General features: G+C 66.1%; 28 protein-coding genes. 11 read left to right on the forward strand and 17 right to left on the reverse strand.

From position 1 onward, the window contains the following. Positions 1 to 141 precede the first annotated feature (141 nt). On the reverse strand, positions 142 to 882 hold the full coding sequence (locus tag VPH41_RS25255) for a hypothetical protein (RefSeq protein ID WP_328571897.1): 741 nt from the start codon (positions 880 to 882) through the stop codon (positions 142 to 144). Positions 883 to 1166: 284 nt separating this feature from the next. On the opposite strand from VPH41_RS25255, the gene ylqF reads away from it, so the two are divergent. Further along, positions 1167 to 2087: a ribosome biogenesis GTPase YlqF gene (gene ylqF, locus VPH41_RS25260; RefSeq protein WP_405002830.1), complete on the forward strand. Its 921-nt coding sequence runs from the start codon at positions 1167 to 1169 to the stop codon at positions 2085 to 2087. A 77-nt stretch (positions 2088 to 2164) separates the two neighbouring features. Here ylqF and VPH41_RS25265 read toward each other — a convergent pair whose 3' ends face one another. Next, the gene (locus VPH41_RS25265) at positions 2165 to 2995 is read right to left on the reverse strand and encodes a DODA-type extradiol aromatic ring-opening family dioxygenase (RefSeq protein WP_328571898.1); all 831 of its coding nucleotides are present in this window, start codon (positions 2993 to 2995) and stop codon (positions 2165 to 2167) included. Between the two features lie 114 nt (positions 2996 to 3109). Here VPH41_RS25265 and VPH41_RS25270 point away from each other — a divergent pair, with 114 nt between their 5' ends. Next, complete coding sequence (locus VPH41_RS25270) at positions 3110 to 4000, forward strand: LysR family transcriptional regulator (RefSeq protein WP_328571899.1); 891 nt, start codon at positions 3110 to 3112, stop codon at positions 3998 to 4000. Here VPH41_RS25270 and VPH41_RS25275 read toward each other — a convergent pair whose 3' ends face one another. Beyond that, positions 4001 to 4885, reverse strand: coding sequence for a hypothetical protein (locus VPH41_RS25275; protein WP_328571900.1), 885 nt, complete (start codon positions 4883 to 4885; stop codon positions 4001 to 4003). Next, a complete protein-coding gene (locus VPH41_RS25280; protein ID WP_328571901.1) occupies positions 4882 to 7170 on the reverse strand; it encodes a M1 family metallopeptidase in 2289 nt (762 codons plus the stop codon). The genes VPH41_RS25275 and VPH41_RS25280 overlap by 4 nt, the downstream gene beginning before the upstream one ends. 245 nt (positions 7171 to 7415) lie before the next feature. Between VPH41_RS25280 and VPH41_RS25285 the strand changes: the two genes are divergently transcribed. The 5 genes from VPH41_RS25285 (at position 7416) to VPH41_RS25305 (ending at position 11576) form a co-directional block, all read left to right on the forward strand. Next, on the forward strand, positions 7416 to 9008 hold the full coding sequence (locus VPH41_RS25285; RefSeq protein WP_328571902.1) for a TonB-dependent receptor: 1593 nt from the start codon (positions 7416 to 7418) through the stop codon (positions 9006 to 9008). Between the two features lie 159 nt (positions 9009 to 9167). After that, positions 9168 to 9839: a thiol:disulfide interchange protein DsbA/DsbL gene (locus VPH41_RS25290; protein WP_328571903.1), complete on the forward strand. Its 672-nt coding sequence runs from the start codon at positions 9168 to 9170 to the stop codon at positions 9837 to 9839. A gap of 12 nt (positions 9840 to 9851) precedes the next feature. After that, a complete protein-coding gene (locus VPH41_RS25295) occupies positions 9852 to 10076 on the forward strand; it encodes a hypothetical protein (protein ID WP_152258135.1) in 225 nt (74 codons plus the stop codon). Positions 10077 to 10157: 81 nt separating this feature from the next. After that, positions 10158 to 10904: an SDR family oxidoreductase gene (locus tag VPH41_RS25300; protein WP_328571904.1), complete on the forward strand. Its 747-nt coding sequence runs from the start codon at positions 10158 to 10160 to the stop codon at positions 10902 to 10904. 132 nt (positions 10905 to 11036) lie between these two features. Beyond that, positions 11037 to 11576 carry an ester cyclase gene (locus VPH41_RS25305; RefSeq protein WP_328571905.1) on the forward strand — a complete coding sequence of 180 codons (540 nt, stop codon included), beginning with the start codon at positions 11037 to 11039 and terminating at the stop codon, positions 11574 to 11576. A 10-nt stretch (positions 11577 to 11586) separates the two neighbouring features. On the opposite strand, the gene VPH41_RS25310 is transcribed toward VPH41_RS25305, so the two are convergent. From VPH41_RS25310 to VPH41_RS25340, 7 genes are all read right to left on the reverse strand, one after another. After that, entirely contained in the window at positions 11587 to 12507 is a 921-nt protein-coding gene (locus tag VPH41_RS25310; RefSeq protein ID WP_328571906.1) for a LysR substrate-binding domain-containing protein, read from the reverse strand. Then, positions 12504 to 13418: an efflux RND transporter periplasmic adaptor subunit gene (locus tag VPH41_RS25315; RefSeq protein ID WP_328571907.1), complete on the reverse strand. Its 915-nt coding sequence runs from the start codon at positions 13416 to 13418 to the stop codon at positions 12504 to 12506. The genes VPH41_RS25310 and VPH41_RS25315 overlap by 4 nt, the downstream gene beginning before the upstream one ends. Before the next feature lie 38 nt (positions 13419 to 13456). Continuing rightward, positions 13457 to 13657: a DUF1656 domain-containing protein gene (locus VPH41_RS25320; protein ID WP_070224633.1), complete on the reverse strand. Its 201-nt coding sequence runs from the start codon at positions 13655 to 13657 to the stop codon at positions 13457 to 13459. Beyond that, positions 13647 to 15791, reverse strand: coding sequence for an FUSC family protein (locus VPH41_RS25325; RefSeq protein ID WP_328571908.1), 2145 nt, complete (start codon positions 15789 to 15791; stop codon positions 13647 to 13649). The genes VPH41_RS25320 and VPH41_RS25325 overlap by 11 nt, the downstream gene beginning before the upstream one ends. A gap of 10 nt (positions 15792 to 15801) precedes the next feature. Next, positions 15802 to 16308: a MarR family winged helix-turn-helix transcriptional regulator gene (locus VPH41_RS25330; protein WP_328571909.1), complete on the reverse strand. Its 507-nt coding sequence runs from the start codon at positions 16306 to 16308 to the stop codon at positions 15802 to 15804. Between the two features lie 64 nt (positions 16309 to 16372). Continuing rightward, the gene (locus VPH41_RS25335) at positions 16373 to 17785 is read right to left on the reverse strand and encodes an efflux transporter outer membrane subunit (protein WP_328571910.1); all 1413 of its coding nucleotides are present in this window, start codon (positions 17783 to 17785) and stop codon (positions 16373 to 16375) included. A gap of 136 nt (positions 17786 to 17921) precedes the next feature. Then, positions 17922 to 18239, reverse strand: coding sequence for a DUF4148 domain-containing protein (locus VPH41_RS25340; RefSeq protein ID WP_328571911.1), 318 nt, complete (start codon positions 18237 to 18239; stop codon positions 17922 to 17924). 286 nt (positions 18240 to 18525) lie between these two features. Between VPH41_RS25340 and VPH41_RS25345 the strand changes: the two genes are divergently transcribed. From VPH41_RS25345 to VPH41_RS25355, 3 genes are all read left to right on the forward strand, one after another. Beyond that, positions 18526 to 18846: a hypothetical protein gene (locus tag VPH41_RS25345; RefSeq protein WP_328571912.1), complete on the forward strand. Its 321-nt coding sequence runs from the start codon at positions 18526 to 18528 to the stop codon at positions 18844 to 18846. Positions 18847 to 18973: 127 nt separating this feature from the next. After that, positions 18974 to 19279 carry a hypothetical protein gene (locus VPH41_RS25350; protein WP_328571913.1) on the forward strand — a complete coding sequence of 102 codons (306 nt, stop codon included), beginning with the start codon at positions 18974 to 18976 and terminating at the stop codon, positions 19277 to 19279. 142 nt (positions 19280 to 19421) lie between these two features. Next, positions 19422 to 19898 (forward strand): DUF2244 domain-containing protein, encoded by a 477-nt coding sequence (locus VPH41_RS25355; RefSeq protein ID WP_328571914.1) that lies wholly within the window; start codon positions 19422 to 19424, stop codon positions 19896 to 19898. Positions 19899 to 19906: 8 nt separating this feature from the next. On the opposite strand, the gene mgrA is transcribed toward VPH41_RS25355, so the two are convergent. Continuing rightward, positions 19907 to 20947: an L-glyceraldehyde 3-phosphate reductase gene (gene mgrA, locus VPH41_RS25360; protein WP_328571915.1), complete on the reverse strand. Its 1041-nt coding sequence runs from the start codon at positions 20945 to 20947 to the stop codon at positions 19907 to 19909. 121 nt (positions 20948 to 21068) lie between these two features. On the opposite strand from mgrA, the gene VPH41_RS25365 reads away from it, so the two are divergent. Further along, a complete protein-coding gene (locus tag VPH41_RS25365; RefSeq protein ID WP_328571916.1) occupies positions 21069 to 22664 on the forward strand; it encodes a CYTH and CHAD domain-containing protein in 1596 nt (531 codons plus the stop codon). A 54-nt stretch (positions 22665 to 22718) separates the two neighbouring features. Here the strand turns inward: VPH41_RS25365 and VPH41_RS25370 are convergent, their stop codons facing one another. From VPH41_RS25370 to VPH41_RS25390, 5 genes are all read right to left on the reverse strand, one after another. Then, positions 22719 to 23585: a Kdo hydroxylase family protein gene (locus VPH41_RS25370; RefSeq protein WP_328571917.1), complete on the reverse strand. Its 867-nt coding sequence runs from the start codon at positions 23583 to 23585 to the stop codon at positions 22719 to 22721. 78 nt (positions 23586 to 23663) lie between these two features. Next, positions 23664 to 24023, reverse strand: coding sequence for a lysozyme inhibitor LprI family protein (locus tag VPH41_RS25375; RefSeq protein ID WP_328571918.1), 360 nt, complete (start codon positions 24021 to 24023; stop codon positions 23664 to 23666). A gap of 242 nt (positions 24024 to 24265) precedes the next feature. Continuing rightward, positions 24266 to 24844 carry a superoxide dismutase [Fe] gene (gene sodB, locus VPH41_RS25380; RefSeq protein WP_071078930.1) on the reverse strand — a complete coding sequence of 193 codons (579 nt, stop codon included), beginning with the start codon at positions 24842 to 24844 and terminating at the stop codon, positions 24266 to 24268. A gap of 234 nt (positions 24845 to 25078) precedes the next feature. After that, positions 25079 to 26098, reverse strand: a complete 1020-nt coding sequence (locus VPH41_RS25385; RefSeq protein WP_152259103.1) for a LacI family DNA-binding transcriptional regulator — start codon at positions 26096 to 26098, stop codon at positions 25079 to 25081. 200 nt (positions 26099 to 26298) lie between these two features. Continuing rightward, on the reverse strand, positions 26299 to 26613 hold the full coding sequence (locus tag VPH41_RS25390; RefSeq protein ID WP_328571919.1) for a hypothetical protein: 315 nt from the start codon (positions 26611 to 26613) through the stop codon (positions 26299 to 26301). Positions 26614 to 26803 lie beyond the last annotated feature (190 nt).

Raw genomic sequence — 26803 nt, forward strand, 5'->3', positions numbered from 1 at the left:
ATTTCCCTGCACCTGGCGCTGGCCAGTCTGGAAAATAATTGCTTTTCATTTAAGAGGCGATATTAAAGCATACTTTTTTGTTGCTTGCAGTAAATATAAGAATCCATTTGGAAATATTTGACCTGCTTTTCCTCGCCCGCATCACTGCACTAGCGCCCCCTTCATGGGAGCGGCGGGGGCCGCGCCGGCCACGTTGCCATCCTCGGCGTAAGTGAGGGTCAGCAGGGTGTTGTCGTCCCAGTTCCCGTCATGCAGGGGCGGCACATAGCGCTGGCGGTCTTCCGTCACGCGGATGTCCATCGTGCGCTCGCCCGAGCGCGCCTGCACGGCCAGCAGCTTGCGGAACACGGGGTAGGGCACGTGGATCAGCGACGAATGGCACGGTCCTCCCGCCAGGCGGAACAGGTTGCGCCGGACAAAGGACAGCTCATCCTGCTCGACGGCCCAGCGGATTTCGCATTCCAGGCGCAAGTCGCCCAGGCGGCGCACGTTCTGGGGCAGGCCCGGCGTGTGGATGTCGGCGCGCCAGCGCAGGGTGGCGCGCCTCTTGTTGCTGACCAGGTCGGCATTTGCATCGTAGGCGGTCTTGTCGCGCGTCAAGGTGAAGCCGCCATCGGCCGCCAGCGGCACGGGGATGGACAGATTGTCGGCCGACAGGTGCAGGGTCACGCCATCGAGCCTGGCCTTGGGCGTGGCGGGGATCAGCATGAAGCGCAGCGGTGCGCCCGGCGCCAGGCGCTGGTGGTCGGCATACGCGTCGAGTCCCTTGAGCATGGTGCGGTAGGGGCGCAGGTCGGGGTCGCGCGTGCTTTGCACGTCGACGATTTGCTGCATTTCCTGGCTGGCCGGATCGCCTGATGCCGCCCCTTGTTCCTGGGCCATGGCGGGCAGCAGGCAGGTGCAAAGGGCGGCGAAAAGGGAAAGACGGGGAAAATGCATGGAATGCGTGCCAGGTTAAGCTTGCAATGGGGGAACCGGCCAGGCTGGACGGACTGCGGATCTTATCATTCATGTAACTGCTAAATTATCACCAATTGTCTCGTCCGCGTCGCACGGCTGGCGCCGGCGGCGGAAAATGCGACGTCGTGGCGGCAACCACGTAAAATAGCGGATTGACTGAACGAACTGAAAGCAAGAGCATGGCGATACAATGGTACCCAGGACACATGAACGCGGCCCGCAAGAAAGCGGCCGAGACCATGGAAAACACCGACCTGGTGATTGAAGTGGTGGACGCGCGCCTGCCGGCAGCCAGCTGCAATCCCATGGTGGACGAGTTGCGCCTGTTCCGCCAGCGCCCTTGCCTGAAGATCCTCAACAAGACCGACCTGGCCGATCCTGCCGCCACGGCTGCCTGGGTCGCCTATTTCAACGCCCAGGAAGGCGTGACCGCGTATGCGATGACGACCAAGAAGCCGGGCGACGTGGCACGCATCCCGGAACTGGCGAAATCGCTGGCGCCGCACCGCGGCGTGCCGACGAAGCCGCTGCGCATCATGATCATGGGTATTCCCAACGTGGGCAAGTCGACCCTGATGAACGCGCTGCTGAAAAAGCGCGTGGCCAAGGTGGGCGACGAGCCGGCCGTCACCAAGATGCAGCAAAAGCTGTATCTGGACAAGAACACCATCCTCGTCGATACGCCCGGCATGCTGTGGCCGAAGATCGCCATCCCCAGCGACGGCCTGATGCTGGCAGCCAGCCACGCCATCGGCTCGAACGCGCTGATCGAGGAAGAAGTGGCCGTGTTCCTGGCCGAGGAATTGCTCAAGCGCTACCCGGACTTGCTGGCGGCCCGCTACGGCACCAAGGTCGGTGAAGTCGACGCCATCGGCGTGGTTGAAGGCATTGCCGCCAAGCGCGGTTTCCGCATCAAGGGCGGCGACTACGATTTCGAGAAAGCCTCGCATACCCTGCTGCTCGACTACCGCAGCGGCATCCTGGGACGCATCTCGCTGGAAACGCCGGACACGCGCGCGGCCCTGCTGGCCCAGCACGCGGCCGAGATGGCGGAAAAGGCGGCCAAGGCAGCGGAGATCGCGGCTGAAAAGGCCAGGAATGCGGCGCGCGGCAAGCGCGGCACGTAAGTAAAAAAAGCCGCTAGTTAGCGGCTTTTTTTACTTCTGGGGGCAGACCCCCGATGGCGTTGGCGTTGAGCCAGCCGTTAGCGGTGTTGAGGGTCTGACCCCATACCCCCAAACCTGAAGCTGGTCACCGCCAGCGCACCAAAGAAATCTTCCTCGTGGTACACCACGTGCGCCGCTTCCTGCTCTGCCGCGCCCAGCGCCACCATCAGCGGCAGCAGGTGGTCTTCCTGCGGATGGGCCTGGCGCGCGCCCGGCGCCCGGTCCCAGGCCAGCAACTGTTCCAGCCGCTGCTGCGGCGGCAGGGCCATGGCCTGGCGCAGCCAGGCGTCGAACTGGTGCGAGGCGACGGCACCCGCCTGGCCGAACTGGCGCAGGTTGTGATAGGACAGGCCGCTGCCGACGATCAGCACGCCTTGCCGGCGCAAGCCGGCCAGCGCGCGACCCACCTCGACGTGCGTGAGCGGATCGTAGCCGTGCTTGAGCGACAGTTGCACCAGCGGCACGTCCGCCTGCGGATAGATGGGGAACAGGGCGCTGAAGGTGCCGTGGTCGAAACCCCGCTCGTGGTCGAGGCGGGCCGGATGGTTTGCCGCGTCGAGCAATTGTTTGACCTGCGCCGCCAGGTCCGGCGCGCCCGGTGCCGGGTACTGGATTTGATAGGTGTGCGGCGGAAAGCCCGAATAATCGTAGATCATGCCCGGCCGGGGGCTGGCCGAGACGAGGAACTGCGGCCCTTCCCAGTGCGCCGTGACGACCAGCACGGCTTTCGGGCGCGCACCGATCTGGCGCGGAATATCCTGCAGCGACGCTTCGAGCACGTCGTAGCGGCCGCCGAACTGGTCTTTCATGAACGGCCATGGGCCGCCGCCGTGCGACAGGAAATACGTGGGGAAGGTGTGCTCTTGCATGGCGGCTCCTGGGGGAATGGCTAACGATGGAACCATGATAGTCATGCGCAGTGAGTTGATCAAGATCGCAATTATTGATATATCATTTCCATTTTGTTGATGATCGGAGCGTCCATGGATACCTTGCGCAGCATGCGCGTGTTTCGCGCCGTGGTGGAACTGGACAGTTTCGTGCGCGCCAGCGAGCGCCTGGATCTGTCGCCGGCCATGGTCAGCAAGCATGTGATGCACCTGGAGCGCCACCTGGGTGCACGGCTGCTGAACCGCAGCAGCCGCCACCTGAGCCTGACGGAAATCGGCAAGGTGTATTTTGAACAGTGCCGCGACATGCTCGACAATCTCGACGAGGTGGAAGCGACCGTGGGCCGCACGACGGTGGTGCCGCGCGGCATGCTGCGCCTGAGCGCACCCGTCTGGTTCGCCAACGCCATTTTCACGCGCACCCTGGCCGCCTACCGCGAACGCTTTCCGGAAGTGACGTTCGACATCGACTTGAGCGGCAGGGTGGTCAACCTGGTGGAAGAGGGCTTCGACCTGGCCCTGCGCGTGAGCCAGTCGCCGTCGCCGGCGCTGATCGCGCGGCCCGTCGGCAGCATTGAATTCCATCTGGTGGCTGCGCCCGCCTATCTGGCACGCGCGGGCCATCCGCACCTGCCGCAAGACCTGGCGCAGCACGCCATGATCAGCTATTCCTTGCTGTCGAATGGAAATGAGCTGGACTTCGACGGGCCGCAGGGACGCGAGACGGTGAAGTTCTCGCCCGTCCTGCAATGCAATAACGAAAGCCTGCTGCACGCGGCCGCGCTCGACGGCATGGGCATCGCCCTGCTGCCGTCGTGGCAGACGGATGCGGACCTGGCGGCGGGGCGGCTGGTGCGCCTGTTCGACGGCTACCGGCTGGCTGGCGGCAAGGTGTACGCCGTGTACACGAGCCGCCGCTACCTGTCGTCGAAAGTGCGCACCTTCATCGACTTCCTGGCCGATGAAGGGCGCCTGGGGGCTTGACTAGATCAGCGAGCGCCTGACGTCGATCAGCGCGAACAGGCGCGCGCTGCGCATCCACGCCAGCACCAGCGCGGCCAGCTGCGTCGCCAGCAGGCCGGCCACGATGGCCAGCGGGCCGGGCGCGGCCAGGTTCAGGCGCGCCACGCCCAGCAGCGCATACAGCGCCAGTCCCAGCAAGGTGATGACGAGGTAGATGGCCAGGCTGGCCAGCGGACGCCGGCGCAGCATGCCCAGTCCCCGCCACCAGGCCTTGACGGCCGACGTGCGGCGCCGGTCGACGGCCAGCGCCGCGCGGCCGGCGTCGAGGGTGGCGCAGGCCAGCAGGAACAGCAACGCCGTGAACAGCAAGGCCAGGTGGCGGGCCAGGTCGGCGTCCGCTTCCAGGATGGCCTTTGCCGCATGCTTGTCGGCCAGTTTCAGCGCGCCAGCGCCGATTGCCAGCGCCACGCCCAGCGGCACGATGCTCCACAGCAGCATGCGCAGCATGCGGCCGTATTCGCTGAAGGCGCCCGTCAGCAGGGGGCCGAAACCGGGTGGCGCGGGCGCGCGCGCGGCCGTGACCACCAGGCCGCTCAGCAGCGGCGACAGCAGCAAGGTCAGGACGATGCCGGCGATGGCGGCCTGGCTGATGGCGGCGCCGTTGCGTCCCGTGTTGGCCACCAGGTCGGCCAGCGTCATCAGGTCGAGCCGGTGCGCCAGGGCGGCCGCATGCACGGCGTTATCGAGGCTGGCGCTCAGGGTGCGCCAGAGGGGAATGACGGCAACGATGACGGGAATCAGCAGCAGGCCCGCCCACAGCAGCAGCAAGCGCCATTGCAGGGCGGCGCGGCTGGCGCGCGTGGTCAGGGTCAGGCCGCTGGCCCGTGTCGTGGAAGTGGCGCTCATACGGTGGCAATCAGGGAAAGGAGGTATTGGAAGACGGCGGCGAGGTCGAGGCTCCAGCGCCGCGCGGCCGAGGTATCGGCCTTCAGGGTGCGGCTGTCATCGAGCTTGTTGACGTCGAGGTAGTGCACGCGGTCGGGATCGAGTTCGGCCGAAACGGCTTTCACGGGCTTGCTCCAGGTGTAGCGCTGCCACAGCTGCTCGTTATCCCACACCACGCGTTCGGAACTGCCGTCGGCAAATTTCACCAGCAGCACCTGCGGCACGGGCGCGCCGCGGCGGCGCAGGACCACGCTGGTCAGGTAGGGATAGGGGCCCGTGCCGGGCTTGGCGTCCGGGTGCGCCTTGTCCCATGCCTCGCGCACTTTTTTCTCCTCTTTTTCCAGCGCATCGGCCGTGCGTTCCACGCGCTTGCCGTCGACCAGCGCCATGCCGGCCAGCGGCGTCTGCTCTTCGCTGGTGAAGGTGCCGATGCGGTCGTCGATGTTCGCGCTGGCATAGACCTGCTGCGCGAAGACCTGTTCCACGATGCGCCGCTGGCCCGTCGCCTCGGCCAGCGCTTCGCGCAGGTCGGCCACGCTGGGGTGGCGGAATTTCCACTGTTCGTAATACGACTTGAAGCCCCGTTCCATGGCCTCGCTGCCGATGCGCGCTTCCAGGTCGCGCATGGTGACGGCCGTGCGGCTGTAGACGGGACCCACGCCCTGCAGGCGGTCCCACGCGTTCTGGCCCAGCGGGTCGGCCGCATCCTGGCGCGGTGCGGCCAGGCGTTCGAAATCGAAGACCTTGAACGCGGGATCGAAGCCCAGGCGCTTGAGCAGGGGCGTGGTGGCGTGGATGTCCTGGCCGCGCGCGCGCAGCATGCGCTGGTCCCAGTATTCGTTCAAGCCTTCGTCGAGGATGGGTTCCTCGAATTCGTTCGAGGCCAGGATGCCGTAGAAATAGCCGTGGCCGAATTCGTGGATGGTGACGAAATCGAGGCCGAACTCGGGAATGGTCTTCGGCTGCAGGTTGGCGTAGCTCGAGGCCGTGATGAAGGTCGGGTATTCCATGCCGCCCGCTTCGGCCGCATTAAACGGCGGAATCACCACCGTCAGGGTCTTGTACGGATACGGGCCCAGCGTGCGCGAGAAATACGTGAGCGAGTCCTTGGCCGCCTGCAGCGCGGGCGCCGCGTTGGACGCGTACTCGGGCGGGTAAAGCACCTTGATGGCCACGGGCGGGCTGCCAGGACCGTTCCAGCTGCCCAGCAGGGGCTGGGCGCTGCGCTTGTCGGCCGTCCAGGCGAAATCGTGCACGTCGCCCTGCACATAATGATGCGTGAGCATGCCGTTCTTTTCCTGCGGCGCGCCCTGCAGCTCGCCCGTGGCGCCCACCGTGTACTCCTTGGGCACGGTCAGCTTCACGTCGTAGTTGCCGAAATCGGCGTAGAACTCCGAGTTGAGGTGGAATTCATGCGCGTTCCAGCGCGGCGCGGTGGCGCCCCGTTCGCCGGGCAGTTCCAGCACGGCGATCTTGGGGAACCACTGGCCCACCAGATGGAAGCTGCCGAAATAGCCGGTGCGCGCGATGACGCGCGGCAGCTGGTCGAAGAAGCGGATGTCGAGCGTCGTCTCGGCGCCCGGCGCGACGGCCTGCGGCAAGTCGACGCGCACGACCGTGCGGTCGGTGGCGGGGCCGTTGTCGGGCTGGACGAAATGCCAGGGCGCCTTGGCGCCGTTCTGCGTCATGCTGCGCAGTTCGATGTAGCCCCACTCGCCGTCGCGCGTGGCGACGCCCGAACGGAAGCCCGTATCGAGCTTGCGCTTCTCGGTAAAGAAGGTCGAATGCTCGCCTTCGAACGCATTCAGGTACAGGTGCAGGTACACGCTGCTGACGGCTTGCGCGCTGCGGTTGCGCCAGCGCAGTTTCTGCTGGCCGTCGATCGTGTGCTTGACGGGATCGAGCGTCGCTTCGATCCGGTAATCGACCACGCGGTCCGACAGGGTTGCTTGCGCGCCCGTGCGGGCGCCGCCCCAGGCATTGCTGGCGCTGGGCGTGGCGACGGCCGATGCGTGCGGCGAAGCCAGGGCGATGCCGTCGGCGGCCGGCGCCAGCGGGACGGCCGCGCTGGCCTGCCTGCCCTGGCCCGGCTGGGCGAACAGGTCCGCCTGCAGGGCCAGGCCGGCCAGCAGCATGGCGGCGATGGAGAGGGCTTTGAGCTTGCCCGAGATGGGGAAAAAACCAATGCTGCGGCGCGTGCCGCGGGGACTTGGCGGCCCCCGGCGCGTTGTGCTGCGACTTTCCATGCGTGACTCCCACAGTGACTTCTTATTGTTGATTTTTAAATGCAGTCGGCTGCGCCCGGGATCGCCGGGCGCATCTTAATATACCTACAAAAATGCCAAATCACCAATAAAAAATTGGCATAAGGAAAGTGCCATCGGGCTGTTGCTTGCGGCGCCGCGCACCGTGCGTATAATGATTCGCTTTTGCCATCCCTCCGTCCCGCTACCGTGCGTCCGCGCCGCGGTGGCGCAGCCAGCTTTCCGCCATGATGCCTGCCCCTCCCGTCCTGACCATCGCCACGCGCACCTTGCTGCTGTGCGCCCTGGCCATGCCGGCGCACGCGCAGGAAGCCGCACCGCCGCCGGTGCCGCCGTCCGTGCAGGCAGGGGCGCAGCAGGGCGGCGCCGCGGCGGGCGTCACGCATGGCGACTTTTCCACGGAACTGGGGCAGGGCGGCCAGCACAGCGTGCGCGGCGCCCTGACGCACGACCAGGGCGGCATGTCGCTCGACGCGGCCGTCGACGGGCAGCGCAACGGCAATTACCGCGATGGCAGCGTGTTTCACCAGCACGGCTTCAGCGGCGGCGCGGAATGGAAGGGGCGGCAGGGGCGCTTCGGCTTCAGTGCCGACCAGCTGAACCAGGACACCCGCTACCCGGCGCCCGAGGCGCCGTTCCTGGCCCTGCTGGCGGCCCGCCCGGAAGACCTGTACCGCTATGAAGTGCGGCGCGCCAGCGCCTTCGTGCAGCGCTATGTGGGCAATTTCGAGCTGGGCGTGGAACTGTCGCAGCGGGAAAAGCACGCCACGGCCCGCTATGCGGGCGAGGATGGCAGCAGCGAATCGACATACAGCAGCCGCCGCCGGCAACTGGCGCCCCGCGTGCGCCATTACGGCAAGGTGGGCAGCGTGGGCACGGACACGGAAGTGGGCCTGGACCTGATGCAGTGGGAGCGGCGTTCGGGCCGCGCGGCGCCGGGCCGCGATGGCGATGGCCAGCGCCGCCAGTATTCGCGCGCGCTGCTGCTGCGCGAAGAGCTGGCCTTCAGCGGCGCGTATGCGCCGCGCCTGCTGCTGGGCCTGCGGCATGAACAGTTCCAGCTCGATCCGGCCGACCTGCCCGCCGGCGGCAGCGACTGGGAAAACCAGAACGCCTGGGACGTGCAGGGCAGCTTGCAGCTGCGCCCCCAACTGAGCGTGTACGCCAAGACGGGGCGCAGCTACCGCATCGACGACGACGGCTATACCCGCGCCGGCTACCGTCCCCTGGCGGGACAGCTGCGGCGCGAAACGGAGGTGGGCGCCACCTTCGGCGACGCGGTGCGCAGCGCCTCCGTGCGCATCTTCAGCGAGCGCCTGAGCAACCAGATCGTCTTCGACCAGAGCCTGGGCCAGCTGGGCTTTGCGGGCAATCTCGACCCTTCGCGCCGCGACGGCATCGCCATCGAAGCGAGCATGGCGCTGGCGCGCGACTGGCGCCTCGACGGGCAGCTGCGGCAAGTGCATGCGCGCTATGACGATTACGCGTACGACGGCCCGGACATCGCCCTCGTGCCCAAGACCCTGGCCAGCCTTCGCCTGTACTGGACGGGGCAGGCCGGCGCCAGTGCCGACGTGGGCGTGCAATGGCTGCGCGCCCTGCGCTATGGCCAGGATTTCGACAACAGCTGCCTGGCGCAAGTGCCCGCGTTTGCCACCGTGGACGGCCGCTACGTGCGCAAGCTGGGCGCCTGGGAGCTGGAACTGGCCGGCAGCAACCTGGCCAACCGCCGCCATTACGGCGACGCGCCGGGCTGCCGCTCCAGCATTTACCTCAAGGATGCGCGCCAGCTGCGCGTGTCGGCGCGCTACCATTTCTGAGGCGCGCATGGCGCGGGCCGGCGCCGGCGCTTAAGACCGGCTTAATCGGGCGCAAACCGTGCCGGGAAACGCGCCTTTTTTCTGCCTGCGACCCGGTGGAACGCACGAAAAAGTGGTAATCTCGCCCCGTTCACGACCACTTTATGATGAAGGATTATTATGCGTTTTCTGCGTTTCTTGCGTCCCCTGCTCGCCGCCGTCACCCTGGTAGCAGCCACCGGCGGCGCCATGGCGGCCGATACCGGCTTTACCACGCTTCCCTCGCCAGTGCGCACGGACACGGGCAAGAAGGTGGAAGTGGTGGAGTACTTCATGTATTCCTGCCCGCATTGCTATGCGCTCGATCCGCTGATGCACGACTGGGTCAAGAAGCAGGGCGACAAGATCGCCTTCCGCCGCATCCACCTGGCTTTCTCGGGCCCGAAGGATCCGCAGGCGCACGCGTATGCCACGCTGGAGGCGATGGGCCAGCTGGACCAGTTCCACGACAAGATCTTCCGCGCCATCCACGTCGAGCGCAACCGCCTGAACCGCGATGACGCCATCCTCGACCTGCTCGTGAAGAACGGCATCGACAAGGCGAAATACCTGGATATGTTCAATTCGTTCGGCGTGCAGACCAAGCTGAAACGCAATGAGCAGCTGATCGCCGCCAGCAAGATCGACAGCGCGCCGACCATCGTCATCGATGGCCGCTTCGTGACGTCGCCGGCGCAGCTGTCCCGTCCGGGCCAGTCCGAGCCGCAGACCCAGGCAGCGACCCTGCGCGTGATGGATGACCTGGTGGCACGCGTCCTGAAAGAGCGCACCCCTGCGCCAGCGAAGAAGTAAGCGGAGAACGCCATGAAACAGCTGCCCTGGACTTTGTGCGCGCTGGCCCTGGCCCTCGTGGCCTGGCTGGCGATTGCCGTCGTCAATGTGGAAAACCAGCGCAATGCGCTGGCCAGCAAGGCTTGCGTGGACCCCGCGTTCAAGAACGAGGTCGACGCGAAATGCCTGGCGTCCGTGCAGTCGCGCGAACACTGGTGGCAGCACCTGACGTATGCCATGACGCACTTCAGGAACTGAATGCGCCTGCAGGAAAAACCCGCCGCGCGCGGGTTTTTTTTCGTCCGCGTATGATGAAGCCACAACCATCCAGGAGGGACGATGAAGGAAGTGATCTTGATTACGGGCGGCAGCCGCGGCATCGGCGCGGCGACGGCCCTGCTGGCGGCGCGCCAGGGCTATGCCGTCTGCGTCAACTATGTGCGCGACGTGCAGGCGGCCGAGGCGCTGTGCGCGCGCATCGTATCCGAGGGCGGCGAAGCGATCGCCGTGCAGGCCGACGTGGGCGAGGAAGCCGACGTGCAGCGCCTGTTCGGCGAAGTCGATGCGCGCCTGGGAACGCTCACGGCGCTGGTCAATAATGTGGGCGTGCTGGAGCAGAAATGCCGGCTCGCCGACATTTCCGTGCAGCGTCTCGAGCGCGTGCTGCGCACCAACGTGATCAGCTATTTCCTGTGCTGCCAGCAGGCCGTGCGGCGCATGTCGACGGCAAATGGGGGACAGGGCGGGCGCATCGTGAACGTCTCGTCGGCGGCCGCGCGCCTGGGCTCCCCGGGCGAATACATCGACTACGCGGCCTCGAAGGGCGCCGTCGATACCTTGACCCTGGGCCTGGCGAAGGAAGTGGCGGCCGAAGGCATCCGCGTCAACGGCGTGCGGCCCGGCATCATCTACACGGACATCCACGCTTCGGGCGGCGAGCCGGGCAGGGTGGCGCGCCTGGCGTCCGGCGTGCCCATGCAGCGGGGCGGCCAGCCCGAAGAAATCGCCGACGCCATCCTGTACCTGCTGGGACCGGGGGCGAGCTATGTGACGGGCAGCCTCCTCGACGTGGCGGGCGGCCGCTGATTTTCAACGCATTTTCAACTGCTGCAAGCAGCTGATTCAAGCGCGGGGCCAATTATCAGGCAGGACAAGCGCGTCCAGAATGGCGGGGTGCCTCATGCAGCAGGCACGCCGATCAACCCACCTGGATTCCTTATGCCCGCACCTGTTCTTGCTCCCGCCATCCTGGCCCTGTCCCTGCTTGCCGCTGCCGCGCCAGCCTATTCCACTGTGAACCTGCCCATGCCGGCCCACCTGGCCGGCGCCGCCGCCACGGACAAGGTGGCGCTGGCGGCGCGCCGCTATGCCGCCTTCTGGCAGAGCGGCGATCCCGCCCTGGCGCGGCTGGCGCTGGCCGATGATTTTATCGACCGCACCCTGCCCGCCGGCCGTCCGCAGGGACTGGCCGGCCCGCTGCAGGCCTCGCAAGTGTTTCACGCGGCCGTGCCTGACTTGCAGGTGGCCATCGAGGATATGCTGGTGGCGGGAAACCGGGTCAGCCTGCGCCTGCATTTCACGGGCCGCTTCACGGGCGTCTTCCCCACGCCGCAGGGCGAGTTGCGCGGCCAGGGACAGGCCATCGATTTCCATGCGTTCGACCTGTACCAGGTCGATGCGCAGGGACGCATCAGCGACAACTGGCACCTGGAAGACAATCTGACCCTGCTGCGCCAGCTGGGCGTGCTGGCGCCTTGACGGCGGCCGGCTAGCGCTGCGCCGGCAGGGACGCGAACTGCTGCAGCAGGAAGTCGACCAGCAGGGCGATGCGGGGCGGCTGGAAGCGGCTGCGCCGGTACAGCAGGTTCAGGGGAACGCTGTCGCCGAAGTACTCGTCGAGCACTGTGTGCAGGCGACCCGCGCGCAGGTCGTCGCCGATGTCGAGCAGGGATTTGTAGGCATAGCCATGGCCGGCCACGGCCCAGCGGCGGATGATTTCGCCATCGTTGCTGTGCCAAGCTCCCTGCAGGCGCAGGCTGCGGCGCTTGCCATCCTCACGGTAGCGCCACTCCTGCGGCGCGCCGTCGTTCCCCGTCAGTACCAGGGCGGGCAGCCGCGCCAGGTCGCCCGGCGCGGCCGGCAATCCCACCCTGGCGGCCAGCGTGGGAGATACGCACACGACGCGCCGGCCCGCATGCAGCAGGCGCGCCACCATGTCGCTGTCGGGCAGCTCGCCGTAGCGGATGGCCAGGTCGATGTCGTCCTGCACCAGGTTGGCCGTGGCGTCGCTCAGGGTCAGCGCATGGCGCACCTGCGGGTGCAGCGCGGCAAAGCGGTCGAGCATGGGCAGCAGCAGCTGGCGGCCGATGTCGGACGGCGCCGAGATGCGCACCACGCCGCGCACGGCGCCGCCGCCCGTCTGCAAGCCGTCTTCCGCCTGCGCCAGCAAGTCCAGCGCCTGTTCGCTGTAATGGCGGTAGTGCTGGCCTTCTTCCGTCAGGCGCAGCTGGCGCGTCGTGCGTTCGAACAGGGTGACGCCCAGTGACGCTTCCAGGCGCGCGATGGCGGCGCTGGCGGCGGCCGGCGACAGGCCGTGCTTGCGGCCGGCGGCGGAAAAGCTGCCCAGCGCCGCGGCGTCGAGGAACACGGAGATTTCCGCCAGGCGTCCCGCGCCGCCACTACGGCTCATGCGGGATGCGCGGCGGCCGGCTTGGCTGCCGGCGCGGGCGATGAAGGGGTAGCGGAATGGGGCGTGATCACCACGGTGCACGTGGTGCCGGCCACCAGCAGTTGTCCCTTTGGCTGCTCGTCGATGTGGATGCGCACGGGCACGCGCTGCGCCAGGCGCACCCAGTTGAAGGTGGGATTGACGTCGGCCAGCAGTTCGCGGCCCGTGGCGGCGTCGCGGTCGGTGATGCCGCGCGCGATGCTTTCGATGTGGCCGTGCAGGGTGCCGCCGCTCATCAAATTCATTTCCGCCTTGTCGTCCTGCGCCAGCATGCCCAGCTTGGTCTCTTCGAAGTAGCCGACCACGTAGTACGAGGCGCTGTCGATGACGGCCAGCTTGGCCGCGCCGACGGCGGCAAAATCGCCCTTGTGCACGTTCAGGTTCGTCACGTAGCCGCTGACGGGCGCACGCACGGTGGTGCGTTCCAAATTTAACTGCGCCAGCGCGCGGGCGGCCAGCGCCGCCTGCACTTGCGACGAGGCCGAGCTGGCGGCAAACGCGGCGCTTTCGCGGCTTTCCGTGGAGATGATGCTGGCGTCGAGATTGGCGCGGCGCTGCGCTTCCTTGTCGCGGCGTCCCTGCTCCGTCCTTTGCGTGGCCAGCACGGCGTCGGCCTGCGCCAGCGCGCTCGCATAGCGCTCCCGGTCGACGACGAACAGCACGTCGCCCTTTTGCACCACCTGGTTGTCGCGCACCAGCACGTCCGTGACGGTGCCGGCCACGTCGGCGCTGATGTTGACGATATCGGCCTTGATGCGGCCGTCGCGCGTCCATGGCGATTCCATGTAGCGGTTCCAGACGGTCTTGCCTATCCAGAGGGCTGCGGCCAGGAGCAGCAAGGTGATGGCATAGCGGGTCAGTTTGGTTACCATGTCGGCAGCCCTTCCTTGATCAGATTGAACAGTTTTTTTTATTTGTACAGCGAGAGCGCCAGCGCGCCGAAGATGGCGATGAAGATGCACAGCCGCGCCAGCGACGGGTGCCACACCATGCGGTACACGCCCAGCCAGCCCAGCACGCGGTCGAGCAGGGTCTGCAGGCCGATGCTGAGAATGAACAGGGGCAGCAGGGTGGGAATCAGTATGCCGAACAGGGCGAATTCACGGGGCATGGTGGTCTCCGGCGCCAGGCGCCATTTGGTCGAGTAATGAGGTGTAGATCGAATGCAGGTCGGCCAGCGCCGTCTGCAGGCGCACGTCCCGCTCGGGCGGCGTGTCGCTGGCGGCTTGGGCCGCGCGCACCACGGCACCTGCCTGCAGGGTGGCGGCCAGCGCGGCCTGCAGCTGCGCGTCGCTGCGCGTGCGCAGCCAGGCGGCGACGCCGTCCACGCAGTGCCGCAGGGCGTCGCGCGCAGCGCTGGGGCGGGCGCTGGCGATCAGTTCGCGCAGCCCGATCACGGAATGGCCGATCTCCAGCAGGGTGAGAGCCTGGCGCACGACGGCGCGCGTGGCTTCGCCCGGCGCCGGTCCCGCCGCCGCGTTGAGTTGGCTGAGCAGGTCGCGCACGCGGTTGTCGAAACGGTGCTTGACCCTGCGCACGGGCGCCGTGCACGCGTGCAGCGCCTCGCGCCACAGGGCCGGACCCACATGGTCCCTGTGGCCCATCGTGTGCTCGGGCAGCAGCACGGCAAACACGAGGGCGGCCAGCATCAGGCCGACGATCAGCGCCATGCCCGTGTTGAGAAAAGCCGCGCCATCGACATGCATCAGGTTGGTTGGTGCCATCTGCGTGATGAAGGTCGACACGCCCAGGCCCACGCCCAGCTTGGCGGGATTGGTCATCAGGTACAGGCCCACGGCGAGGAAGGGCGCAAAACTGAGCACCAGCATGGGAAAGCCGTCGCCGTGCACCAGCACGAAATACACGCACACGAGCGACAGGGGCATGGCGATGAGGAAGCCCGTCAGCACCTGGCGGACCATCATGATGGGACGGGGCGAGGACGAGGCCAGCGCGCAGAACACGGCTGCCATCAGCATGGCCGTGCTGGCGTAGGGCCAGGCCAGGAAGTACGCGCCCAGGGCCAGCAGGGCCAGGCTGATGCCGGCGCGCGCGCCGCTGGCCAGCACCAGCGCGGGCGGCGTCTTCGGCGCGTAGGCCTGCGGCGTGCTGATGTCCAGCGGCGTGTCGTGGGCGAGGCTGAAATACACTTCGTGAAAGCGGCTCATGTCGCGCGCGAAGCGTTCCAGCAGCTCGCACACGGTATCGAAATCGATGCGCTGCGCATGCGCGATGGCGGCGCCGCCAATCTCTGCGCGGGCCTGCGCCAGCGCTGTTTGCAGGTGCTGCTGCATGGTGTCGAGCGAGTCTTGCGACGGCGTCGTCTGCAGCGCTTCGGCAACGATGGCGTACAGGGGCGCGCACGCCTGCATGACCTGCGTCTCGCCATCGCGCTGCAGGCGGTCGAACAGGCGGTGGAAGGTATAGAAGGTGGTCAGCGCCGTCATGAAGGTGGCATTGAAGGCGTGCAGCTTGCGGTTCTGCGCGCGCACGTGGCCCACCTTGCTGGTCACTTCGAACAGGGCGGCCGAGCGGCCCAGCTCCAGCGCCGCCACATCGGCGGCAAACTGCAAATGCGTCAGTTCCACCTGCGCCGGCGTGAGCTTTTGCTGCAGCACGTCCTGGCAGAAGGCGAGGAACTTGCCGTAGCGGGCCTGCACCGTGCGCATCACCTGCGTGCCCTGGTGGCGCGGCAGCAGCACGCTGGAGACGGCCGCCGAGCAGATGATGCCCAGGCCCACTTCGGCCACGCGCGTGACGGCCAGCGAAAACACCTGCGTCGGCTGCTCGATGGCGGGCAGCACGATCATGCAGGCCGTATAGCCGGCCAGCACGTACACATAGGACTGGGCGTTGCGGTGCAGGGCCGAGCCGCTCGTGCACAGGCCCACCCACAGGGCCAGGCCGGCGAACAGCAGCACGGGCTGCTGCGGGAACAGGCCGATCAGGGTCAGCGCGGCCGTGCATCCCAGCAGGGTGCCGCACAGGCGGTAAAAGCTTTTTTCCAGCACCATGCCGCTGCTGGGCAGGGCCAGGATGATGGTGGTGGTCATCGCCGTGCTGGGCGAATCGAGTCCCAGGCGGTAGGCCAGCCACAGGGCGCAGAACGACGCGATGAGGGTCTTGCCGACGTAGATCCAGCGTTCGCCTTCCGTCGTGCGCCAGTCCTGCAGCGCCAGCGCCAGCCAGCGGGCCGCCCGGGTCAGGGGGCCGTGTAGTGATTTTGGTGCTGTGGCTGGCGTCATCGATAGGCTATCAGTTCTGGTTGTTGAGATTGTTCAGGTTGCGCAGCTGGCGCACGTACAGCTTGTCCAGCACATGCAGCTCTTCTTCCGTAAAACCCTCGTACAGGGCCGAGGTTTCCTGGTACACGTCGGGCAGTGCCGTTTCGATCAGCGCGCGGCCCTTGTCGGTCAGCGAAATCATCACGGAGCGGCGGTCGCCGGGGCGCGTGCCGCGGTGGATCAGGCCCCGCGTTTCCAGGTCGTTGCACACGCGCGTCAGGTTGGCGGGCTTTTCGTGGCAGGCCATGCCCAGGGTGCAGGCGTTCGAGGTTTCGTCGTCCGTGCCGTACAGCACGGCCAGCACCATGTAGCTGGCATCGACCAGGTCGTGCTTTTTCAGCGCGGCATTGGTCAGGTCCTTCATGCCTTTTTGAATGTGGTACGTCATGCGCAACAGGCGCATCAGTTCCATGGGGAAGCCTGGCATGCGCGTGCGGATGTTTTGCAGCCGCTTGGAGGTGGCGTCAAAAGCGGTCATGTCATATTCCTTCATGTGTCAATAAAGTTCCGATTGTATCTTGTTGAGCTAAGGCAACGCGAGTCTAGATGCCGCCTCCCAATGCATTCATCAAGGAAACGTACAGATCCAGTTCGCGTGCCCCATTCTGCGCCTGCTGTTGCTGTTCCGCCAGCAGCGCCACTTGCGTGTTGAGCATGTTGATGGCGTCGCTCATGCCCGCCTTGTAGGCTTTTTCCGCCAGGTCGCGCGCGCGCTGCGCCGTGGCCAGCGCCTGCACGGTCAGCTGGCGCTGCTTTTCCAGCGACTGGGCCTTGGTGACGGCGTTGGCCACCTCGGACATGGCGTTGATGACGGTGGCGTTGTACTGCTCCACGGCGCCGTCGTAGAGGGCCGTCTGGCTGCCCAGCTGGGCGCGCAGGCGGGCGCCGGCAAAGATGGGCAGGCTCAGCGCGGGCGAGGCGCCGCGGATTTCCGAGTTGGCATCCAGGAAATGGCTGAAGCCGAAGGCCTGGAAGCCCGCAAAGGCCACCAGGTTGACGTTCGGGTAGAACTCGGCCTTGGCCGCATCGATGCGCTGCGCCGCCGCTTCCACGCGCCAGCGCTGGGCGGCGATGTCGGGACGGCGGCCGATCAGGTCGGCCGGCAGGGCGGCGGGAATGGCCAGCGGCTGGTCCAGGCGCAGCACGGGGCGCGTGAGCGCCGCGCCCGCTGCCGGACCCTTGCCCGACAGGGCCGCCAGCTGGTTGCGCAGCAGGGCCAGCGACTCGGCCGACTGTTCCAGCTGGCGCCTGCCCGCGGGCAGGGTGGTTTCGATCTGCGCCACGTCGATATCGGTGCCGATGCCGGCCGCCTTGCGCTGGCGCGTGATGTCGAGGATGCGGGCACGCTGCGCCAGGCTGCCCTCGATCACGTCCTGCAGCTGGAATTCATACGACAGCTGGATGTAGGTGCGCACCAGCGCCGTTTCCAGCGCCAGGCGGGCCATCTGCGATTCGGCCGAGGCCATCTGCACGTCGCCCAGGGCCGCGGACAGGGCGGCGCGGTTGCGGCCCCACAGGTCCAGGTCGTACGAGGCCGTGACGGTGGCCTGGTTGCGCCACGCGTAATTGCCGGCCAGCGGCGCCGGCGTGCTGCCGTGCTGCGAATACAGTTCGCGGTTGATGGAGACGGATGCGTCGGCTTGCGGGCGGGTCTTGTCCTCGGCCGCGCCGGCCAGCGCCTCGGCCTGGCGCACGCGCGCCTGGGCGCCGCGCAGGGTGGGGCTGTCGGCCAGCGCCTGCTCCATCAAGCGGTTCAATTGGGGGTCGTGCAAGTCTTGCCACCATTGCGTGCGCGGCCATTGGATGGCGGCGCTGGCGGCGGCATCCATGGCCTTGCTCGCTTGCAGCGCATTGGCGTCGAGCATGGCCGATTGCGGCGCGATATGGCCCATGTCGGCGCAAGCGCTCAAGGCAAGGATCAGGCTGGCAGCAAGCAAACGGCGGTGCAGGGACATGCAGGGACTCCGGGGAAAGAGGTGTTGGGGGTGCTGCTGGAACATCACAGCTCGCCGCGGTGAGCTTCGGGAGTGGCCCGAGTGCTGCGCCGCAACTGAGGTGTTACTGCCTTACTGAAACCGGCTGACTGGTTTCTTATTGCACGACATGCTTGGTCGTTTGCGCGACATCAAAGTCCGCTTCCGTTTGCGGGATCTGGCCAGCCTTGCGGGCGGCGTAGAACTCGGCCATGACTTGTTCGCGCGTCACGTTGCTGGCGGCGGTGGCCGGCGTTTTCGGGTAGTCGGCTTCGCTGGTGGCGATTTCGCCGGCGTTGCGGGCACGGATGTATTCGGCCGTGACTTGCTCGCGCGTCAATTGCTGGCCCGTGGTGGCAGGCGCGGCGCTTTGGGCGAAAGCCGACGTGGCGGTGGTGATGGCAAACAATGCTGCGATGAGTGATTTGGCTTGCATGATAAGACTCCAATATGTGCATGATGGCTGGGTGGATGGGCCGGCTCGCCACGTACCGGTCGGTTCGGCGGCCTGGCGCTGGTGGGCGCCAGGGCGTCGATGAAGCAGTTTCTGGATGAGAAGATGCTTACTTGAATTAACTATAGCAATGAATAGTACATTTGTGAAGTAATATTTGAAAATATTTGTGCGATGCCGCATTTTCCCCGGGGAAAATGCCGTGCAGGCGTGCGCCGCCGGCCAGGCCATGGGAGTAAACTGGTTTTTTTATTAACGGGAGTCAACCATGAGCAGCAGTTCACTCGATCCGGATAATTTGCCCGTCACCTCCGACCGCGTGCTCGGCAGCGGCCATGGCAAGGGGGCGCTCGGTCCCAGCGACAGTTCCGACAGCGGCAGCGACATGCAGGGCGTGCCGGGTCAGGATGCGGAAGAGCTCGATAACGACAGCGATGCGGCGGGCACGGGCGACCGGGCCGGCGTGGAACCCCACAACACGGCGCCCGATGGCGGCGACATCGATGTCGATCATGTGGAAAGCCTGGCGCCCGTGCCGCCCGCTGACGATGGAGATGGCAAGCCGCCGGCGCCGGCGGCGCGCCCCTGATCGGGGCTGCCGGCCACGAATTGCTGCCTCTCCTGCGCCATCAGCGTAAAATGCGGACAAGGGGGCGTGCGCGCCGCCATGGCCAGCCGGCCGGCTCAGGATAGGATGTCACAGGATGCAGATGCAGATGTCGGAAGAGAAAGAAAAAGACTTGATGTCGATGTACCGCGAGACGCGGCCGCGCGAGTTTTTTGGCGAAAAAAGTAACACCAACCACCTGGCCTGGAGTGCGCTGGTGGTGTTGCTGGCGCTGGTGTTCTGGCTGATCGTGGCCCTGACGGCCGCGGAAAACCAGCGTCATGCGCTGGAAACGAAGGCGTGCCAGGATCGCGTGTTTCCCACGGAAATCGACATGTCGTGCCTGAAACAGGTGAAGTCGCGCGATCACTGGTGGCAGCACCTGGGTCACGCGCTCGTGCATCTGGGCAGCTGAGGCTGCCAGCGGGCCGTGCGCCTGCGGGCGGCCATGACGGCCGCTTGCGGGGCGCGGCGGCATGGCTGGCCGCGCCGGACGGCAGGACGGGTTGGCCTTGGGGTATGCCCGTGAGGGCCGATGCGATGTTGCGGGAGGCGCCATGCCACGCGATAGTTCGCGCGAACAGCCGCAATGGCGGTTCACGCGCCACAGTGCCTTGACGGCGCGCCAGCTGTTGCGCGCCTATGGCGTGCTATGCCTGTTTTCCACGGCCATCGCCGCCGTCTTTGCGCTGCGCGGCTTCTGGTACATTCCCGTCTTTTCCTTCGCAGAACTGGGCCTGGTGGCCATCGCCCTGCTGCATTACCTGCGCCACGCGCGCGACTATGAAGACATCGCCCTGCGCGACGGCGAGCTGATCATCGAGCAGGTCAGCGCCGGCCGCTGCCGGCGCCACCACTTTTCTCCGTGGCGCACGCGCGTCGTGGTGCCGCACTGGCGGGGCCAGTTGATACAGATCAACGATATCGGCGCTGGCGGCGCGCAGGTGGACGTGGGCGCATTCGCCACGCCCGAGCGGCGCCAGCAGGTGGCGCAGGAACTGCTGGCCCTGCTGCCACCGCCCCTGTCGCCGTAGCGAGCGCCTTACACTGCCCGCGACGGGCCAGCCCACAGATTGATGTCGCCTTCGCGCGCCTGCACGTCGATGGCGGTCAGTTCTTCTGCCGTGAACGTCAGCTGCTGCAATGCGGCCACGTTTTCGCGGATTTGCGTGCTGCTGCTGGCGCCGATCAGGGTCGAGGTGACGCGCGCATCGCGCAGCACCCAGGCTAGCGCCATCTGCGCCAGGGTCTGGCCCCGCTGCGCGGCGATCTGGTTCAGCGCGCGCACGCGGGCCAGGTTTTCCGCGCTCAGGTGTTTTTGCAGCAGCGAACCGCCGCCGGGACGGTTGACGCGCGCATCCTGCGGCACGCCGTCCAGGTATTTGTCGCTGAGCAAGCCCTGCGCCAGCGCTGTAAACGTGATGCAGCCGATGCCTTCTTGCTGCAGGGTATCGAGCAAGCCATCTTCCTCGATCCAGCGGTTGAGCATATTGTAGGCTGGCTGGTGGATCAGGCACGGCACTTTCCATTCCTTCAGCAGGGCAGCCGCCTCGGCCGTCTTTTGCGGCGAGTACGAGGACAGGCCCACATACAGCGCCTTGCCTTGCTGCACGGCGGTTGCCAGCGCGCCCATGGTTTCTTCCAGCGGCGTGTCGGCGTCGTAGCGGTGCGAGTAAAAGATGTCGACGTAATCGAGGCCCAGGCGCTGCAAGCTCTGGTCCAGGCTGGCCAGCACGTATTTGCGCGAGCCGCCGCCCTGGCCGTACGGGCCCGGCCACATGTCCCAGCCTGCCTTGGTGGAAATGATCAGTTCATCGCGGTAGGGCAGGAAATCGTCGCGCAGCAGCTTGCCGAAATTGCTTTCCGCGCTGCCATAGGGCGGGCCGTAGTTGTTTGCCAGGTCGAAATGCGTGATGCCCAGGTCGAAGGCCGTGCGCAGCATGTCGCGCTGCGAGGCCAGATTGTTGCTGTCGCCAAAGTTGTGCCACAGTCCCAGGGACAGCAGCGGCAGTTTCAGCCCGCTGCGCCCGCACGTGCGGTATTGCATGGTGTCGTAGCGGTTCTCGGCGGCGTGGTAGGTCATGGCATCTCCTGGGTGAATGAATCGCCTATTTTCGCGCAAAATCAAGGTGTGCGTGCGTGCTCCTTGCGCGCGACGGGACGCGCCTTACAATAGGCGTTGAGGAGTCTCGCAAGGAGCGGTCATGGAAATCGAATTGAAATTGTTGCTGGAGCCGCAAGATGCGCCGCGCCTGCGCGCGCACCCCCTGCTGGCGCAGTATGCGCAAGCGGCGCCGCAGGTGCTGCAGATGCACGATATATATGTCGATACGCCCGATTTGCAGCTGTGCCGCCACCAGGCGGGCTTGCGCGTGCGCCAGGTGGAAGGGCGCTGGGTGCAGACGCTGAAGGCGGGCGGCAATGTCAGCGGCGGCCTGCACAGCCGTCACGAATGGGAAGGCGACGTCGCGGGGCCGCAGGCGGACCTCGACGCGCTCGACGCGGCCATCGGCCGCAAGCAGCCGATCCGCGCGCTGCTGCGCCAGGACGATGTCCGCGCTGCCTTGCAACCCGTGTTTACCACGCGCATCGAACGCACCGTATGGCAGCTGCGCACGCCGCAGGGCGACCAGGTTGAATGCGTGCTGGACCAGGGCGTGATCGAGTGCGGCGAACCGGGCGCGAATGGCACGCATGGCGCTGCGCGCAGCACGGCCATCAGCGAGATCGAACTGGAATTGAAGGAGGGGCAGGCGGCCAGCCTGTTCGACGTGGCGCTGGCCCTGCTGCACGACGTGCCGCTGCAACTGGGCCACCTGAGCAAGGCGGAACGGGGCTACCGCCTGGCCCTGGCCGCATCGCAAACGGTGCCGCCGCGGCACGCCGTCAAGGCGCAGCCCCTGGCGCTGGATGCGGCAATGTCGGTGGAGCAGGTGTTCCTGGCCATCGCCGGCAATTGCCTGGAACAGGTGGGCGGCAACCAGGATGGCGTGGCGGCGGGCGAGGACGTGGAAAGCGTGCACCAGATGCGCGTGGGCCTGCGCCGCCTGCGCTCGGCGCTGGGCATGTTCAAGTCCCTGCTGGCGCTGCCGGACGCCTTGAAGAACGAACTCGACTGGCTGGGCGGCGCGCTGGGCGAGGCGCGCGACTGGGATGTGCTCGCAGGCAGTACGCTGGCCAAGCTCGATGGCGGGGCGCAAGCGGATGCGGCAGCGCTGGCGCAGGCGGCGCACGAGCAGGCACGCGTCAAGCATGCCCAGGCCGCGCAAGCCGTCACCTCGGCGCGCTACACGGCGTGCATGCTGGGTTTGCAACGCTGGCTGCAGGCGCGCGCCTGGCGCGACAGCTGCTCGATGCGCCAGCTGCGGCGCCTGGACGCGCACGTCTCCCCGTTTGCCCACGCCACCTTGCGCCAGGACCAGCGCCGCCTGATGAAGCGCGGCAAGCGCCTGCTGCATGCCACGCCGCAACAGCGCCACCAGGTGCGCATCGCGGCCAAGAAGACGCGTTACGCGACGGAATTCTTTGCCTCGCTGTTTGCCGCCCGCGCCGTGAAACCGTATGTGGGACGCTTGTCTGACTTGCAGGATGAACTGGGCTGGCTCAACGACGTGCAAGTGGCGGACCGGCTGCTGCAGCAATTGCCGGATGCCCAGGCCGATCTGGCGGGCCAGGATGGGTTGCGGCTGCACGCGGCCTTCATCCGCGGCTACCTGGCGGCGCGCGCGCAGTCGCAGGGCGCCGATGGCCGCATGCACAAGGCCTGGCGGCGCTTCAAGGCGGCCCGCTTGCCGGCCTGAGCCCGGTTTGTCCGGGCTGGGCTTTGCCGGGGCCTGGTGCCTGGCCTGGCCAGGCTAGGTCAGCGGACGTTTCAACTGGCGCTCGAGGATGGCCAGCGGCGACTTGCCGGGGGCGGCCATGGCGCGCACGGGCAGCAGCCAGGTTTGCTCCAGGGCATGCTGTCCCCGCAGGGCTGCGTGCGAGACGGCGTCGCTGAACACGATCCACGTCTGGCCCGGCGCGAATGCATGGGTGTGCTGTTCCACCTGTGCCTGGTAACCGAGGTCGGCCTTCATGGCGTCGTGCAGCTGCAGCATGTAGTGGTCGTAGGGCGTGCGTCGCGATTTGGTCACGTGCAGCCATTGCAGCAGGGCCGCCAGCACGGGCCGCGGACGCTTCGCCGCGGGCAGGAATCGCTGCGCCACCTGGTCGAATGGCGCGCCCAGTTTCCACACGCGGGGCGCGCCGCGCGGATGGATGTTGGTGAACACGCGCAGGATGCGCCGGCCCTGCGTGGGCGAGGAGGGAAAGCTGTCGACATGCAGGCGCGTATCGTCCTTGCGCCAGGATGTCGCCCGGCCGGCGATTTCCACGGGCCGAAAGCTGGCCTTGCCTTGCTGCAGATGGGGAGCGTAGCCAGGCAGCAAGCCGGCCAGCAAGTGCGCCGTGTGCCGCGCATAGCGCTGCATCAGGGCGGCCAGCAAGGCCCCGTCGTAGGCCGTTCCATGGCCGCGCACGCCGCGCGCCGGTTCCCAGCTGATGTTCTTGGCGCTGCCTGCCGCGCCGTTCAGCAGGGCGTGTTCTTCCTGTTGCAGGGAAAAGCCCAGGCGGGGCAGCAGCACGACTTGCCCGTCTTCGAGCGCCTGCAGCGCCACCGCCTGCTGCGCGGCGCTGCCGCTGGCGTCCCACTGGCTCAGGGGAATGTCGATGAGTTTGCTCATGGCGCTGCGGAGAAGACATCGGAGCGGTCAGTATGGCCGCTTGCCGCCCGCTGCCGTTTGCGCTAGCGCAGGCTCAGTTCACAGTTTGCTGTTCTGGCAGCCGGCGCTCACGCATTCGCGTACGCGGTCCTGCAGGAATTGCGCGCGTTCGATGGTGGTCTGGGTGGCGCAATCGAGGTTCACATAGAAGCCCGACGATTCGCGTTTCGAGCAATTCTGGTTGCGGCTGGCAATCCATGCCAGCTGGCCCGATTTCAGCTTCTGCTTGCCGCCGGCGTCGAGCTGGGCAGCGAGTTTCTTGTAGTTGGCGTTCAACTCCTTGTCCGCTTCCTGGTACACCTTGTTGAGGCAATACAGGCCGTCGAAGTCGTTGCGGGGCGTGTCGCAGGCCGAGTTGGCGAAGGCGGAAGCGGAGGCGCAGAGCAGCAAGGCGAGCATGCATTTTTTCATTGTTTTCTTTCGGCAAGGAGAAGAGGACAGGGCGCATGGAGGAGCGCAGCTCTTGCGCATCTTATAACATTCCGGGTGCCGTACCGGTTCGCTTGACGGCGCGCAGCGCGCACGCCTGTTCCGCAGGGACAAAAAAAAGAAGCCCGGCTCGCAAGCACAGGCTTCTTTTCAGGATGGGTCACTGCGGCGCAAGCCGCGGACGCGTCCGTTTTACGTTGTCAGGAACGCCCTTACGCGAAGTTCTTGGCAACGAATTCCCAGTTGACCAGGCCCCAGAACGTTTCCACGTACTTGGCGCGCAGGTTGCGGTAGTCGATGTAGTAAGCGTGTTCCCACACGTCGCAGGTCAGCAGCGGCTTGTCGCCGGTGGTCAGCGGGCAGCCGGCGTTCGAGGTGTTGACGATGTCGACGGAGCCGTCGGCTTTTTGCACCAGCCAGGTCCAGCCCGAACCGAAGTTGCCCACGCACGACTTGGTGAATTCTTCCTTGAACTTGTCGAACGACGACCATTTGGCGTTGATCGCGTCAGCCACGGCACCCGTAGGCGCGCCGCCGCCGGCCGGCTTCATGCCGTTCCAGTAGAAGGTGTGGTTCCATACCTGGGCCGCGTTGTTGAAGATGCCGCCCGACGATTTCTTGATGATCTCTTCCAGCGACAGGTTCTCGAACTCGGTACCCTTGATCAGGTTGTTCAAGTTGGTGACATACGCCTGGTGATGCTTGGCATAGTGGTATTCCAGGGTTTCTTTCGAAATATGCGGCGCCAGAGCGTCCATTTCATACGGCAGTGGTGGCAGAGTATGTTCCATGTGATGTCCCTTTGTGGTGAGTGTTCGGAGTCTTCCGGCCGGGGCCGGAGGGTTGAGCCTTGCGTGCTTGAATCAAGCATTCTTGCTGAACGAGCCACTATTGTAAAGCGGATGCGCCATTGCTGCAGATTCCGGCGCGCCTTGTCCGCGCCGTTATGCGTAGTGATTCTCGTTCAGGAAAATCGGCCAGCGCCAGGCCTTGCGCTGGCGTCCCGTGCAACGCCGGCCCAGGCCTCAGCGGATGCGGCGCGTGGTTTCCCGCACGATCAGTTCCAGCGGCGGAACGGTCGCCTGCACGGCTTCGCCATTGATCAGGCCCAGCAGCGCTTCCGTGGCGATGCGGCCGATGTCGTACAGGGGCTGGTGGATGGTGGTCAGCGGCGGCGTCGTGTAGGACGAGCCGGGCAAGTCATCGAAGCCCACCAGCGAGATATCGTCGGGCACGCGGATGCCCTTGCGGTACAGACACAGGCGCACGCCATAGGCGGACAGGTCGTTGGCGGCGAAGACGGCGCTGAATTGCTGCTGCGTATCGAACAAATGGTTCATGGCCAGCATCCCGCTGGCTTCGTGGAAGTCGCCTTCCACCATCAGTTTCGGGTCGATGGCGATGTCCGCTTCGCGCAGCGCGCGCTGGTAGCCCGTCAGGCGTTCGGCCGCATCCGTGTTGTTGGCGGGACCGGACACGAACGCGATGCGGCGGTGGCCCAGTTCCACCAGGTGGCGTACGGCCAGGTAGGCGCCGTATTCATTGTCCAGCTTGAAACCGATGGCGCTTTTCGTGGCGAGCAGGCGGCCCGTCGAGACGATGGGCCGCTGCTGCGAGAAATCGAGCACGCTCTCGTCCGAGATGCGCCCGGACAGCAGGATGATGCCGTCGACCTTGCGCGCCAGCAGCAGGCGGATGCGGTCCGCTTCCTCTTGCGCATTCCAGTGCCCGCTGACGATGACAGATGCATAGCCCGTGTCTTTCAGGCCGTCGTCCACGCCGCGCAGGCTTTCGTCGAAGAAGGGGCTGGAAATATCCTGCACCACGATGCCGATGGTCATCGAGCGGCCTTTTTTCAGCCCCTGCGCCATCTGGTTGGGCGCGAATTTCATCTGCGCGATGGCGGCCAGCACGGCGTCGCGCTTGTCGTCGGACACCTTGGCCGTGCCGTTCAGGATGCGTGAGACGGTGCTGGGCGACACGCCTGCCTGGCGGGCGACGTCGAGCAGGGTGGAAGGGGGAGCAGCGTGGGCGCTATCGGTCAAGGTGATTCCCGGATATCAAGATGGCTGGTTGTCAGTACTCTGAAAACCTTTTCAGTGAAAGATTACCATAAACGGACGACAAGGCTGCATGCCAGGGTAGGCCGGAGCAGGCCGGAGCAGGCCGGAGCAGGCTGGTGTGGATCGGTGTCGGTCGGCGTAGGTCGGCTTAGCCCGCAGGGCGTAAGCCGACACCGCAACGCCTAAGCCGTCAGCACAACATCCAAGCCGACAGCACAACGCCCAAGCCGATGCCGCAACGCCCAAGACGATGCCACGCCGCAGCCACGGACCGGACGCAACCAGGCGCCGGAGTACGCACGCAGCGTCAAACCGGCCTGCGTCTCCCCACATCTGAAAACGTTTTCACAAAAAACAACAACATCTCCAGCCGTCAATTTCCGCCGCTTTTCATAGGAGAGAACGCCCGAAGCTGCCCATCTCGCCACGATGGCCTCAATAAAAATGACAACTTTTTCGATTGACTTGATTTTCTTTGCAGTGTTAAATGGATACATGTTGTGAAAACGTTTTCAAGATAGAAGACGCTCAATAAACGGAGATGAAAGAATGAAGTCAAGCATCCTTGGCGCCGTCCCCCTGGCGGCGCTGACCCTGGCCTTCGGTGCGGCCGCCGCGCCTGCCGCGCCCGCCGCGCCTGCCGCGCCTGCCGCGCCCGCCGCGCCCGCCGCGCCTGCCGCGCCCGCC

The sequence above is a fragment of the Janthinobacterium sp. P210006 genome (genome assembly GCF_036231885.1).
Classification (GTDB): domain Bacteria; phylum Pseudomonadota; class Gammaproteobacteria; order Burkholderiales; family Burkholderiaceae_D; genus Janthinobacterium; species Janthinobacterium violaceinigrum.

Excerpts from the sequence above, each read along its gene's own strand:
- VPH41_RS25265 (WP_328571898.1), bottom strand. The coding sequence starts at position 2,995 with ATGCAAGAGCACACCTTCCCCACGTATTTCCTGTCGCACGGCGGCGGC.
- VPH41_RS25255 (WP_328571897.1), bottom strand. The coding sequence starts at position 882 with ATGGCCCAGGAACAAGGGGCGGCATCAGGCGATCCGGCCAGCCAGGAA.
- VPH41_RS25330 (WP_328571909.1), bottom strand. The coding sequence starts at position 16,308 with ATGACCGCTTTTGACGCCACCTCCAAGCGGCTGCAAAACATCCGCACG.
- VPH41_RS25310 (WP_328571906.1), bottom strand. The coding sequence starts at position 12,507 with ATGAGCCGTAGTGGCGGCGCGGGACGCCTGGCGGAAATCTCCGTGTTC.
- VPH41_RS25300 (WP_328571904.1), top strand. The coding sequence starts at position 10,158 with ATGAAGGAAGTGATCTTGATTACGGGCGGCAGCCGCGGCATCGGCGCG.
- VPH41_RS25335 (WP_328571910.1), bottom strand. The coding sequence starts at position 17,785 with ATGTCCCTGCACCGCCGTTTGCTTGCTGCCAGCCTGATCCTTGCCTTG.
- VPH41_RS25275 (WP_328571900.1), bottom strand. The coding sequence starts at position 4,885 with ATGAGCGCCACTTCCACGACACGGGCCAGCGGCCTGACCCTGACCACG.
- VPH41_RS25270 (WP_328571899.1), top strand. The coding sequence starts at position 3,110 with ATGGATACCTTGCGCAGCATGCGCGTGTTTCGCGCCGTGGTGGAACTG.
- VPH41_RS25315 (WP_328571907.1), bottom strand. The coding sequence starts at position 13,418 with ATGGTAACCAAACTGACCCGCTATGCCATCACCTTGCTGCTCCTGGCC.
- mgrA (WP_328571915.1), bottom strand. The coding sequence starts at position 20,947 with ATGACCTACCACGCCGCCGAGAACCGCTACGACACCATGCAATACCGC.
- VPH41_RS25280 (WP_328571901.1), bottom strand. The coding sequence starts at position 7,170 with ATGGAAAGTCGCAGCACAACGCGCCGGGGGCCGCCAAGTCCCCGCGGC.
- VPH41_RS25370 (WP_328571917.1), bottom strand. The coding sequence starts at position 23,585 with ATGAGCAAACTCATCGACATTCCCCTGAGCCAGTGGGACGCCAGCGGC.
- VPH41_RS25355 (WP_328571914.1), top strand. The coding sequence starts at position 19,422 with ATGCCACGCGATAGTTCGCGCGAACAGCCGCAATGGCGGTTCACGCGC.
- VPH41_RS25290 (WP_328571903.1), top strand. The coding sequence starts at position 9,168 with ATGCGTTTTCTGCGTTTCTTGCGTCCCCTGCTCGCCGCCGTCACCCTG.
- sodB (WP_071078930.1), bottom strand. The coding sequence starts at position 24,844 with ATGGAACATACTCTGCCACCACTGCCGTATGAAATGGACGCTCTGGCG.
- VPH41_RS25345 (WP_328571912.1), top strand. The coding sequence starts at position 18,526 with ATGAGCAGCAGTTCACTCGATCCGGATAATTTGCCCGTCACCTCCGAC.
- VPH41_RS25365 (WP_328571916.1), top strand. The coding sequence starts at position 21,069 with ATGGAAATCGAATTGAAATTGTTGCTGGAGCCGCAAGATGCGCCGCGC.
- VPH41_RS25375 (WP_328571918.1), bottom strand. The coding sequence starts at position 24,023 with ATGCTCGCCTTGCTGCTCTGCGCCTCCGCTTCCGCCTTCGCCAACTCG.
- VPH41_RS25305 (WP_328571905.1), top strand. The coding sequence starts at position 11,037 with ATGCCCGCACCTGTTCTTGCTCCCGCCATCCTGGCCCTGTCCCTGCTT.
- VPH41_RS25320 (WP_070224633.1), bottom strand. The coding sequence starts at position 13,657 with ATGCCCCGTGAATTCGCCCTGTTCGGCATACTGATTCCCACCCTGCTG.
- VPH41_RS25350 (WP_328571913.1), top strand. The coding sequence starts at position 18,974 with ATGTCGGAAGAGAAAGAAAAAGACTTGATGTCGATGTACCGCGAGACG.
- VPH41_RS25285 (WP_328571902.1), top strand. The coding sequence starts at position 7,416 with ATGATGCCTGCCCCTCCCGTCCTGACCATCGCCACGCGCACCTTGCTG.
- VPH41_RS25340 (WP_328571911.1), bottom strand. The coding sequence starts at position 18,239 with ATGCAAGCCAAATCACTCATCGCAGCATTGTTTGCCATCACCACCGCC.
- ylqF (WP_405002830.1), top strand. The coding sequence starts at position 1,167 with ATGAACGCGGCCCGCAAGAAAGCGGCCGAGACCATGGAAAACACCGAC.
- VPH41_RS25325 (WP_328571908.1), bottom strand. The coding sequence starts at position 15,791 with ATGACGCCAGCCACAGCACCAAAATCACTACACGGCCCCCTGACCCGG.
- VPH41_RS25390 (WP_328571919.1), bottom strand. The coding sequence starts at position 26,613 with ATGTATCCATTTAACACTGCAAAGAAAATCAAGTCAATCGAAAAAGTT.
- VPH41_RS25295 (WP_152258135.1), top strand. The coding sequence starts at position 9,852 with ATGAAACAGCTGCCCTGGACTTTGTGCGCGCTGGCCCTGGCCCTCGTG.